The 11,814-nt window shown below is 43.1% G+C and carries 10 protein-coding genes; 3 read left to right on the top strand and 7 right to left on the bottom strand.

Features of this window, described 5'->3' with window-relative positions:
- The first annotated feature begins 135 nt into the window (after window positions 1-135).
- Window positions 136-552 carry a very short patch repair endonuclease gene (locus tag SWH54_10710; GenBank protein MDY6791725.1) on the top strand — a complete coding sequence of 139 codons (417 nt, stop codon included), beginning with the start codon at window positions 136-138 and terminating at the stop codon, window positions 550-552.
- A gap of 13 nt (window positions 553-565) precedes the next feature.
- Window positions 566-1,477 carry an HNH endonuclease signature motif containing protein gene (locus tag SWH54_10705; GenBank protein MDY6791724.1) on the top strand — a complete coding sequence of 304 codons (912 nt, stop codon included), beginning with the start codon at window positions 566-568 and terminating at the stop codon, window positions 1,475-1,477.
- A 261-nt stretch (window positions 1,478-1,738) separates the two neighbouring features.
- Here SWH54_10705 and SWH54_10700 read toward each other — a convergent pair whose 3' ends face one another.
- The 7 genes from SWH54_10700 to SWH54_10670 all read right to left on the bottom strand — a co-directional run bounded on the left by SWH54_10700 (window position 1,739) and on the right by SWH54_10670 (window position 10,746).
- Complete coding sequence (locus tag SWH54_10700; protein MDY6791723.1) at window positions 1,739-3,814, bottom strand: molybdopterin-dependent oxidoreductase; 2,076 nt, start codon at window positions 3,812-3,814, stop codon at window positions 1,739-1,741.
- A 61-nt stretch (window positions 3,815-3,875) separates the two neighbouring features.
- Window positions 3,876-4,835, bottom strand: a complete 960-nt coding sequence (locus SWH54_10695; protein ID MDY6791722.1) for a divergent polysaccharide deacetylase family protein — start codon at window positions 4,833-4,835, stop codon at window positions 3,876-3,878.
- 14 nt (window positions 4,836-4,849) lie between these two features.
- Window positions 4,850-6,229, bottom strand: coding sequence for a S41 family peptidase (locus SWH54_10690; GenBank protein MDY6791721.1), 1,380 nt, complete (start codon window positions 6,227-6,229; stop codon window positions 4,850-4,852).
- 186 nt (window positions 6,230-6,415) lie between these two features.
- Complete coding sequence (locus SWH54_10685) at window positions 6,416-7,594, bottom strand: peptidoglycan DD-metalloendopeptidase family protein (GenBank protein MDY6791720.1); 1,179 nt, start codon at window positions 7,592-7,594, stop codon at window positions 6,416-6,418.
- A 137-nt stretch (window positions 7,595-7,731) separates the two neighbouring features.
- The gene (ftsX, locus tag SWH54_10680) at window positions 7,732-8,613 is read right to left on the bottom strand and encodes a permease-like cell division protein FtsX (protein ID MDY6791719.1); all 882 of its coding nucleotides are present in this window, start codon (window positions 8,611-8,613) and stop codon (window positions 7,732-7,734) included.
- Window positions 8,614-8,658: 45 nt separating this feature from the next.
- Complete coding sequence (gene ftsE, locus SWH54_10675; GenBank protein MDY6791718.1) at window positions 8,659-9,348, bottom strand: cell division ATP-binding protein FtsE; 690 nt, start codon at window positions 9,346-9,348, stop codon at window positions 8,659-8,661.
- A 45-nt stretch (window positions 9,349-9,393) separates the two neighbouring features.
- Entirely contained in the window at window positions 9,394-10,746 is a 1,353-nt protein-coding gene (locus SWH54_10670; protein ID MDY6791717.1) for a TolC family protein, read from the bottom strand.
- 253 nt (window positions 10,747-10,999) lie between these two features.
- Between SWH54_10670 and pyrE the strand changes: the two genes are divergently transcribed.
- A complete protein-coding gene (gene pyrE / locus SWH54_10665) occupies window positions 11,000-11,569 on the top strand; it encodes an orotate phosphoribosyltransferase (protein ID MDY6791716.1) in 570 nt (189 codons plus the stop codon).
- Window positions 11,570-11,814 lie beyond the last annotated feature (245 nt).

Genomic DNA, 11,814 nt, shown 5'->3' with positions numbered 1-11,814 from the left:
CTACGAAAGGAATATCAGGCCTAATAAGCTGATTTCAAATCGATCCCTCTTGATATCGTCACTAAATCGTATTATATTAATTAGTTAGAAGCTTTTATAAAATTTTAACCGGACACTAATGCAAAAACATGAACAATGGATGTCTTCTTACGAGAAAAACGAAGTCAAATTATGTCGCGTATAGGCGGCAAAAACACCAAACCTGAGTTAATAGTTCGCTCTTTGCTCCACAATATGGGATATAGGTTTAGACTTTATAGGAGTGATTTGCCCGGGAAGCCAGATATAATATTACCTAAGTATAAAAAAGCTATTTTTGTCAATGGTTGTTTTTGGCATGGCCATAAAGATTGCCGACGATCTAAGCGACCTGCAACCAATAAAAAATTTTGGCATGAAAAATTGGATAAAAATATTGAAAGAGATAAAGTAAACATTAGAAATTTGAAAAAATTAGGTTGGGATGTCTTAGTTGTTTGGACGTGCGAAGTTAATGACATAGATCAGTTAAAAAACAAGCTCCTTTCGTTTCTCAAAGGTAAAGGAAAATAAAAAAATCTTACACATGAAATCTGAAGAAATCAGAAAACAGCTGCAAGAGTTATTAACCAACTTTGAACAGGAATTAAAATCCGACAGTTTACGAAAAAAAGTCCTTTCTCTTGTTCCCTGTTTTCATCATTTACGCGATTTGGGGAAATCTTTAATTCCTTCCACTACAGCACGAAGCGCACGGGATAGAATACTTCATTATTTTAAGAAATATCAAAGGGATATAATCAGTGGAGATGAATTGCTCGTCGTTTCAGGTATCCAAGAATATGCAAGAAGAGTTCGTGAACTTAAAGTCCAATTTGGTTGGTCAATCGCAAGTGGACTGACAGCAAAGCAAATGGCGGAGGAGAATGAATTTCCGCTTCCCAATGTTGATATAACATCCATGGGGCCTTCTGATTATATTTTGCTTTCTACCGAGCAGGACAGGGGTGCGGCTCATCGTTGGCATTTAGCAAACGAAATAAGAAGGGAAAACATTGCCGTTCGAGACAAGATTTTAAAATATTTGAGATGCAATGTAGGCCAGAAAGTTACAGGGGAGGAGTTGAAGTATCTGGCAAAAGATCGATCGGAATGGGCAAGACGAGTCAGAGAATTACGAACTGAATATGGTTGGCCGATTGTTACCCAAAACACAGGACGTCCTGATCTTGAAGTAGGAGTCTATCTCCTTGAGGCGGATCGCCAAAGCCCTGAACATGATCGTCACATTCCAGATCCTGTTAAAAGAAATGTTCTTCGGAGGGACGATTATAAATGCACTGTTTGCAAATGGTCCCATGAAGAGTGGAATCGATCCGACCCTCGCCATTTAGAATTACATCATAGAAAACCCCATGCGCAAGGCGGTGAGAACACGGAAAGCAATCTCATTACCGTATGTACCGTTTGTCATGATGAGATACACCGAAAAAGATAAAACGGACTTCCGGGACGGTTCTGAAAAAAATGGCCTCATCGACGATTTCGACGGTTAAAGTTCATTGCCTGGCCAGAGAGCAGCCTGCGTATAACAGTGGAAAGTGGACAAGCACGGGTGCGCAGTAAAAGGTGAAACTGGTTGGGAATCAGAGCCCATGCAAAACATTTTGTACCGGTTTCTGAGAGCACCTTACCGAGCTTTATAATTCATACCTTTTCACATTATCCTTAAATTTTAACAAATTCTCTTTTTTAAAGATCACTTTCGGCTGATTTTGCATGAAATCCCTTTTAGATTGGGAGTGCCGAATTCCTTGCCTATGTTATCGGTGGATGTCAGCATGTTGAAGTTCGACTTTTTCCACCCATACCCGGTTTTAATATCAGCTTCAGGAAACCACCAGCCGTAAGCTGCCAAAACGACATCAGGGTGAATCGTGTCGGTCAGATGGGCAAACTGGGTGATCCGGCCACAGCGGGTTTCAATAACTATTTCATCGCCTTCTTTGATGCCATGTTTTTTTGCGGTTTCAGGATGAATCAAGGTGGTGGGGTCATTTTCGAGCTTTCTTAACTTGTTAACCCATCTATAGGATGAATGAAGATAATACCGGCTTTTACAGCTGGTTAATATGAGGGGGTATTCCGGATCTTGTTTAAAATCGTCGTCAAGTTGAGGCAAAGGAGACACATTCAGCTTTTCCGCCCGGCTCAAGGTCAGCTCCACTTTTCCGCTGGGAGTGCGAAATCCGTTAGACTCATATTTATTAAATTTATCCGGGCTTTTTAAATATCCTTTTTCAGCGAAACGGTTAAAATTCATCCCGGTAGGCTCTAAGACCGCATCTAAAAGTTCGTTATAGTCTTTATACCAGTATTTTTCGTCGGTGATTGATTTCCCCAGCTCATTTAATATTTCAATATCCGGCCGGCACTGTTCCGGCGGATCGACCACTTTTGGTCTGGATAAAATACAGCCGTGACCCAGGCCGTAATGACCGAGATCGTTGAATTCAAAATGGGTGGCTGCAGGAAGAACCACATCTGCAAGCAAAGCAGTGGGGGTCATAAATAGCTCGGACACGGCAAAAAAATCGAGCTTCATCAAAGCATCAAATGTTTGCTTGCTGTCGGCATAGCCAAGCATCGGATTGGTACACTGAAAATAAGCCCCTTTGACCGGATAGGGGATGCCTTGCAAAATGGCTTTTTTAAGATAGGCAGGCGGAACCGTCATCAGGCCCGGTATGGTGTGGTGATGGGCATGAATCATTTCCTTTCTTTTTTGAGGAATCAGGTCGGCCCGTACAAACTTGCCAAGACCCAGGATATCAGGTTCATTGGCCTGAATATTCCCCCCGGGAACATCGAGGTTCCCGCAAATGGCCATCAGGCAGACAAGGCTGCGGCAGATGTCAAAAGAGTGCCGGTTTTGTTCGATGGGGTTTCCCCATCCAATGGCAGCAGGTTTGGATTTTGCATAAAGCCTTGCGCCCTTGCGGATGAGATCGGCCGGAACCCAGGTGAGTCTGGACATTTTTTCCGGTGTGAATGATTTTACCTGTAGGGCAAGTTCATCAAAACCGTGCGTCCACTTTTTTACAAATGCAGCATCATACAGCTCTTCTTCAATAATCACATTTAAAAACGCCAGGGCAAGCGCACTGTCGGTTCCGGGTCTTAATTGCAGCCAGAGTTCTGCTTTGCGGGCCATTTCGTTTTTTCTCGGATCGATCACCATCAACTGCGTTCCCTGCTTTAGTTGATCCAGAAGGAGGCTGCATATTTCACCTTCTTCGTTGGTGCTGGTGATATTACTTCCCCAGAGTATGACCAGCTTGCTTTTATGGTGGTAGTCCGTGACCGGGTAAAATCCGCAGGTGTGAAAACCGCTGATTTCACGGGGGGCATGGCAGACATCCTGTACCGCTCCCACATTGGGGGAGCCAAAGAGATTGGCCAGTCGTATTAAAACAAAATGATCCAGCCCTTTGGGCATACCCTGGCAGAAAGCCACGGCCTTTGCCCCGTGCTTTTGCTTAATCCTGAGAAAATGATCAGAGATGATTTCAATGGCCTCTTTCCATTCGATTTTTTCCCACTTTCCCTCTCCCCGGTTGCCTGCTCTTTTTAATGGATGTCTGAGCCGTGAAGGGTGAGTGAGTCGATCGGAGGATGCCAGACCCTTGGGGCATACATAGCCTTTATTTAAAAATCCGTCCGGGTCTCCTTTGACTTTGACAATTACATGATCCTTAACTCCGACTATAAGTCCACAACCGCCATGATCCATCCTGGCGCAGTGTGTCTTTATCCAGTTGATTTTATCTTTCATGTTCATCACCTCGTTTTACATTCGATGACCAGGGCAAATAAGATATTTCTAAATGTCTAAATCAGCCTGCGACTTGTACAATCCCTGAAGCAGGAACCAGCTGGACCTTTTTTTTCAGGTTAGGAAGTTCCTGGCTGAGAATTTTATAGGTAATTTGGTGTGGGTGGGCAATTCCAACCGCCATACCCTTTCGTCTGGCAATGGCCACAAGTTGCCTTAGCTGTTTTCGGATAAATTCACTATCCAGAATATGATCAATAAAAACATCTCGTTGAGCAAAAGGAATCTGCAACAGGCGGGCCGATGGTTTGCATACGGTCTTTGCGGTGGAACGACTGTCGATAAAAAACAGATTTCGCTTTTTCAGGATAGAAAATATTTGATACATCTGGGTGGAGACCGTGGTCATTCTTGACCCCATGTGGTTGTTGACACCCTTGATTGAGGGGACATCATCCAGATCCTTTCTGAGTTGTTCGATGAGTTCGTCGGGAGACATGGAGGTCAGGAGTGCTCCGGGGCCGGGATTGACCGAAGGATATTCCATCGGCTCCATGGGAAGATGAAGCATAATGTCATATCCTTTTGCCTCTGCCGCTCTGGCTATCCTTTTAGTATAGGGGCTGTGGGGAAGCACGGAAAAGGTAAATACACCATCAAGAGCGAGGAATTTTTGTGCAATAAACCGGTCATAACCCAGGTCATCAATAATAATAGCGACTTTGGGCAATCCATCCGGTAGTATTTTTTTTGGTTTTAACGGCGGTTTCTCCGGAGGTATTTCCTTTTCCGGGTAGATCTCAAAAGGGGGTATTTGGGTAATCGGCGCTTGCTCTGATGGCTGTAAACCTTTCACCGGCTCCTTGCGCAACATGAAATGATGGGCAAGAACACCGGCGAGAAAAACCAAAACAAGAAGAATGGTAAATCCGAAAAAAATTTTAATTAGAGAAGTACTTAGGGAAATTTTTTTCCGGGCTTTTTTTTTAGCTCTTTTTTTTTTAGTTTTTCTTTTAACCATGGAAGGCAGTTACATCAGCTTTGAAAACCTTTAAGCAAATCATACCCTACGAGGAGTTCAAGTGCACGCATAATCTGGTTATCCGACTTCAGGTTCTTGGCGTTAAGGGGGCCCACCAGGTACTCCTCTTCGCGCTTTTTGGAGCCTTTCTTTTTACCTTTTTTACGACCAGGTTCAGGTTTTATGACTTTCGTGTCACCGGACTTCGGTTCAAGATGATTTTTCAGATCTTTTTCTTTATAAAAGCGCTCTTCGTCGCCTTCTGAGTCGGATTCATCTGCAAACCTGTGCTTGACAACGACATCCGGCTCAATCCCTTTTGCCTGGATCTCCCTTCCGCTTGGCGTATAGTATCTGGCAATGGTCAATTTAAGTCCGTAGCCATCACGCAGTGTTTCAACCGTCTGTACGGAGCCTTTACCAAAAGATGTGGTTCCGAGTACAAGGGCACGCTTGTGGTCCTGCAGCGCTCCGACAACAATTTCAGAGGCACTGGCACTTCCTCCGTTAATCAGGGCTACAATCGGATAGGTTCGTTTCACATTGTTGACACTGGCAGGGAAATCTTTTGTATTTCTCTTGGTCCGACCCTTGATGGATAAAATAATCCCCTCTTCTATAAAGAGGTCTGAAACTGTAATTGCCTGGTTTAACAGTCCCCCTCCATTGTTGCGAAAGTCAAGAACGAGACCTTTTAAGGGTGCGTCACCGGTTTTGGCGCTTGATTCGAGTTCGGCGAGCGCCTTTTTTAGATCGTCGGTGGTGCTCTGGTTAAAATTGGAAATGCGGATATATCCATATCCGGGTTTTAAAACTGCGGATCTGACGCTCCTTATCGGTATGGTATCACGGATAAGGGTAAATTCAATCGGGTCGGCTGCTCCTTTGCGCTGGATGGTTACCACCACGGTGGTGCCTTTGGGACCTCTCATCATTTTTACTGCTTCGCGTAAGTCGGTGGTCGGCTTGCCATCCACTTTGATAATTCTATCCTGAGCTTTTATACCGGCCCGATAAGCAGGCGTTCCTTCTATGGGCGAAATCACGGTAACAAATTTGTCCCGCATGGTTATATGAATACCGATTCCGGTGAACTCGCCCTTTGTATCGATACTCAGGTCCTGAAAATCCTCGGGTGGCATCAGCGACGAATGGGGATCAAGGCTTTGAACCATTCCCTGAATTGCCTTTTGAATGAGTTCCTTTGAATCGACTTCATCCACATAGTTCTTTTCTATTATTTCGAGCACATCAGAAAAAACCTTAAGGCTTTGGTAAGTTTCTTCACTCTTTGCCTCAAGATTGCCGTAAAAGCCTGTCCCCATGGTGAGGAAAATAACGGTAACAGTTAGGGCTATCCACAGCCTGAGGTGCTTTCTTTTCTTTATGATCATTATATTAATCTCCTTCTAACTGGCTTTGTAACCGTTCGCCACGCCCATTCAAATGAAGGTCGTACAATCTGGGTTTTGTAATCGTTCACAGGTGCTGTAGATGTGCGTGCTCAGGGCGATCAGCTATAGTATGGTTATGCTATGCTGGTTGCCCTGAACGCGTGCAGATGCAGTGCCGGTGAACAATTACCCGGCTTTTAACCACTCAAGCGGATCAACAGGTTTCCCGAAATGACGGACTTCAAAATGCAAACTAGGACCAGTCAATGAACCTGTGTCACCAACGGTTGCGATTACCTGACCGGTTTTTATTTCTGCCCCCTTATCCACGAAGACTTCTTCCAGATGTGCATATAAGGTATAGTAACTGCTCCCGTGGTCTATAATTATCATATTCCCGTAGCCTTTAAACCAGCTGGAATAAATTATTTTTCCATCATATACGGCGGCAACCGGTTCCCCTCTTTTTGCTCCGATATTTATGCCGCTGCAAAAATTAGTTACGTTAAATTTGCTGTTTTTATACGCACCAAAAAAACGTTCTATTTTACCCCTGACAGGCATTTTAAGCAACCCCTTAAACGCAGGAAAAGAAGATTTTTTGTCTTCGCTGTCTTGCTTCAGTTTAGCGTCCAAGGATTCTATTTTTTGGTCCAGCGTTTTGGCTGTTTTTTTAAGAGAATAGAGGGCCGCGAGTTCATAAGATTTCTTTGAGCGTATTTCTTTAAGCAGCTTTTCACGAGCTTTTCTTTTTTGATACATCATACCGAATTGTTTATTCATATCCGCTTTAAGAGAGACCTTTTTAATTTGCTGCTGATTCAAACGATTCAGCACTTTTTTAAGGCGGATCTTATCCTCAACAAAAGCGTTTCTTATTTTTTCATCATATTCAAGTATCCGCTCTAAAGCCATTTTTCGTTGTACCAGTTCATGGACAGATTCAGCCGTGACCAGAAGGTTCAATTGACCCATTTGGTTGATCTTATAAAGTGCCACCAGTCGAGTGGCTGCATAATCTTCAGTTAATTCAATTTTTTTGGTTAGTTTTTTGTATTCATTGGTTGTCTTGGAAATTTTTTTTTCCAGGACCGAAAGCTCGGATTTGTTGAGAGAAATTTTCCGTCTGGCTTTGTTCAAAGAAAAATCAATCCTGTCAAGGCTATGTGTGATGGCACTTTCTTTTTTGGAATATTTTAACACCTCGGTTTGGCTTTTATCTATTTTCTGTTCAACATCGTTTGCTTTTTCTTTAAGCCGGTCAATTTCTGTCTCCTCAAAACCAGAAGCGGCACCAAAGCAAAACAACACAAGAAAGATAATAACGATAAAGATAGGGCTAAATTTATTGTTTTTTTTGTTCATTATATGATTACCAAGAAATTGCAGAGAAATTTCACAGATAGAAAAAATAAAATTCAGTGTCTTTCTGTGAAACTCGGTGGCAAATTTTCTTAAAAAGCCCATTTATTGCTATTGCTTTTTCAAAAACGAAGCCCAGATTATGCTTTTAAAAATTGCTTAAGGGAAAGATAACATCCCAACCATCCCACCAGCATGCTGCTTATGACTACTGAAAAAAATACCACCGGGGGAAGAAATCTTATTTGAAAAGAGCCCGGGAGGAATCCATGCCCAATATTGGAGGCGATGATCATAAAGGCAACAAACAAAATGCCAAGCCCGATGATCCCTCCAAATGTCCCTTGGATAAATCCTTGAATGTAAAATGGTGTTTTAATAAAACTGTCGGAAGCGCCAATAAGGCGCATGATTTCGATTTCTTCCCGCCTGGAGTAAAGCACAAGTCGAATGGTATTGGCGACAATAAACACGGCTGCCATAAAAAAAAGGCCGCCAACTCCATATCCGGTTAACCTGAACAGGCTGACCACATTGGTAAATCGTCCAAGCCATTTCTCGCCGTATTCCACATCGTCCACAAATGGAAACGATTTTATTTTGGCCGATAAAATATCCACTTTTTCCCAGCTTTGCGATGAAGGGATCATGCGCACTTCAAAGGCATCTGGAAGCGGATTTTCCTTGAGATCCTCCAGAAGCGAAATTTGCGATTTCATGTGCTGTTTGAGCTGCTCAAGCGCTTTTTCTTTAGAGATAAACACAGCTTTGGAAACCCCATACATCTCCTCAAATTTCTTTTTTATATCCGGAATTTTTGCTTCAGCAGTATTTGTCTTAAGATACACCATAATCCGTATGCCTTTTTTCCAATGGTTGATAAGATCGTTGGTATTAATGAAAAAAAGAGCAAAAACGCTGACGATAAGAATTGACAGCGCTATGGTGATAATAGTGACGACATTTAAAAACCTGTTTTCCCGAATATCCTGTATTGCCCGTTTATAAAAATGCCTGATCATCTCTCAATCCAATCCTATACTTACCTGCCATGCCAACAACCGCTTTTATATATAAGGTGATGTCTCAAGTCGGCCAGAATTAAGATACACCACCCGGCCTCCTGTTTTCCTGATAAGTTCCTTATCATGGGTGGCAATAATCACAGTCGCACCACGGGTATGAACGCCTTTAAGAAGGCTAAAAATAAAACCCGCTGATTCGGAGTCCAGACTCCCGGTGGGTTCATCTGCAAGAATTATTTTAGGATCTCCCACGATGGCCCTGGCAATGGCCACCCTTTGTTGTTCTCCGCCTGAAAGGCTTGGAGGAAACGAAGCGTGTCTCTGTTCCATTCCGACTGTTCTTAGCACATGGTTCACTTTTTTTTGCACCATCCTCTTTTTAACCCCGGAAGCTTCAAGGACAATTGCCACATTTTCGTATACGGTTTTGGTTTTGATCAGCTTATAATCCTGGAACACGATGCCAAAATTTCGTCTAAGATAAGGAATTCGATTGCGGGAAATTCTCGACAGGTTCATTCCGTCTATCAAGATCTGGCCGTCCGACACCGGTTCTCCAAGATAGAGCAACTTTAAAAGAGTGGTTTTGCCTGCGCCGCTGGGACCGCTGATAAAAAGAAATTCATTTTTAAAAACGTCAAGGGTAATATCGATCAAGGCGTTCTTGGGTCCGTAGTGCCGGTAAACATGAAACAGGCGGATGATTGCATTTTTTTCTTTTTCGTCAAGCATTAATCAACTCGCAAAAAGTATCACCGATGGCTACGATGCCATCAATCATTCAATTACTTCCAGACTGATTACCCGGTGCAAAGCGGCTTTCGATATTTTAAAATCATACAGTGCGTTGTAATAATTGGTCATTGTCCTAGAAAGGAGAGTCTGTGCATCCAGCACATCGGTGGAAGTCGCCACCTGGTGTCTGTATTGCTCCTCGCTTATCCTTAAATTTTCTTTTGCCTGCTCGATGGCTTTTTCCACAGTGACGATGTTCATTTCACTTTCTTTGGCCTTCAGATAGGACTGTTTCACTTCAAGGCGAACATTATCGTAAAGTTCCGATTTATCATATTTGGCCTGTGAAAGACGACTCAATTTTTCCTTGACGCCATAGCAGGTCCTGCCCCATTCCCAGAAGTTCCAGGTGGCAATGGCTGAAATACTCCAGCCGTCCGGATCGCCTATCCCATCGCCACCGTCCACATCCCAGTCCGTACCGATTTTATAATAAGAACCTTCCAGACTTATGGAAGGGTATAGATCCTTTTTGGCAATTTTGACTTCCCGGTCTGCAATTTCGACATTTAGGTCAGCAATTTTGATTTCAAAGCGGTTTTGATCTGCCATATCAAGATAGTAATCGGAATCGTTTTCAAGGGGTGAATAATTCAAAATATCGGTAATTTGCACAGGAGAATCCACCGGTCGGCGAAGTACGAGGTTCAGTTCGGATTTTGCTAAATCCAGATTGTTGCGAGCGACAATAAGATCCTGTTTGGTATTGGCCAGTTCAACCTGTGCTTTGAGCCAGTCATTTAAAGGTGTCATGCCGACCTGATAAAAATTTTCTGCCACTTCCTGGAGCGCGGAAAGGAGCTTAACCGCATCCTTGGCGACTGAATGCAATTTTTGGGCTTTTAACAGGGTAAAAAAGGCCTTTTTTGCCTGGAAGATAACTTCCAGTCGTGTAGCCTTTTCGCTGATTTCCGCAATGTCCAGGCCAAGGCTTGCCACTTTGTACTGGTTGATCAGTGAAAATCTGCTAAATATGGGCTGGGAAAAAGATGCGACAAAGGTATACTCTTCCAGAGGCGTAATGACGCCCGTTACTCCGGTTGAATAAATCTGTGATATTTCTTCATCGCGTCGTTTATAGCTATAGGTGGTATTAAACGTAGGTAAAAAATTTGCTCTTGAAATATTTTTTATGGCTCGGGCAGCATTTATTTCATCTTTTGATTTTTTAAGAGCCAGGTTGGCTTTTAAGGCTATTTCCACAGCCTGTTTGAGGCTCAGGGTCTGCGGATTTTTCTCGTCAGCAGCATATCCGGTAGAAATTGGTATGGTTTCTGAAAGCAACCAAAGAAATATAAATAAATAAAACGCGTTGATTATTTTATGCAATTTCATTTTGATCCTGAACACGTCTTTTGGATTGACCCGCATAAATTTAATTGGTAATAATTGTATCGAGCGCAAGGAGTGCTTTCCTGAGTTTTCCTTGCTCAGAGCCTCCACTGGATCCCGTTAAACCGGCTTCTTCCAATTCGGTGGAGGCTTTTATATCTGATAACTGCCTTTAAATCAACATTTTCTTGTTATTCGATTGATCCACAGGTCGATTACAACATCTAAGATCAGTAGAATCCGAGGTAATAGGGGTATGAAACAAGAACTCATTAAGCTTATTTATGAAAAGTCTTTTAAGTACAGTCAAGCGCCTGCTTTTAAACTGGTTTCAGGCAGAATGAGCCGCTTTTATGTCAATTGCAAACCGACCACTTTGAGTGCACGGGGCATGTTTTTAATCGGTCATGTAATGCTTGAAGCAATACAGGATGCGAACATTACCGGGATCGGGGGGCTTACCTTCGGCGCCGATCCCATAGCTATGGCAACCTCCTTCGCATCTGAATTAAAGGGAAAGCCGATCAATGCATTTTCCATCAGAAAAACCCAAAAAGACCACGGCATTGTAAAATGGATCGAAGGAGATATCCAGCCGGGGGATCGGGTGGTTATCATAGATGACGTCGCGACAACCGGCGGTTCAACGGTTAAGGCCATCGAAAGGGCCCGCTCGGAAGGGGTGGATGTGGTTAAAGCAATCATACTGGTTGATCGCCAGGAAGGGGGCCTCGAGAATATCCGCAAACATGTCCCTGATGTATCGGCCATCATATCCAGGGATGAATTGATGGCGCTAAATGAGCAGGCCGCTCAAAGCCGATAGTTCATCTGAGTAAATGTATTTTTAAATTAACGATACCTCCGTTCTAAATTTGAGCAAGGAAGTTGATATGAGGGTTTGCTCAAGAATCTTATTATCTCAAAAAATGATTGTGGCGATTGGTTTCTTTAATGTGGTTTAATTTTACCGGACACTTTGCTAAGAGTAATTATACAGAAAGTGAGGTGTTCAATGAGCAAGAAACGAAAACGTCCAAATTACACTAGAGAGTTCAAACACGATGCCAT

The organism is Thermodesulfobacteriota bacterium, assembly GCA_034189135.1.
GTDB lineage: Bacteria > Desulfobacterota > Desulfobacteria > Desulfobacterales > JAUWMJ01 > JAUWMJ01.
Note: the sequence above shows the minus strand (reverse complement) of the source record. Positions and strands in the feature narration are given on the sequence as shown.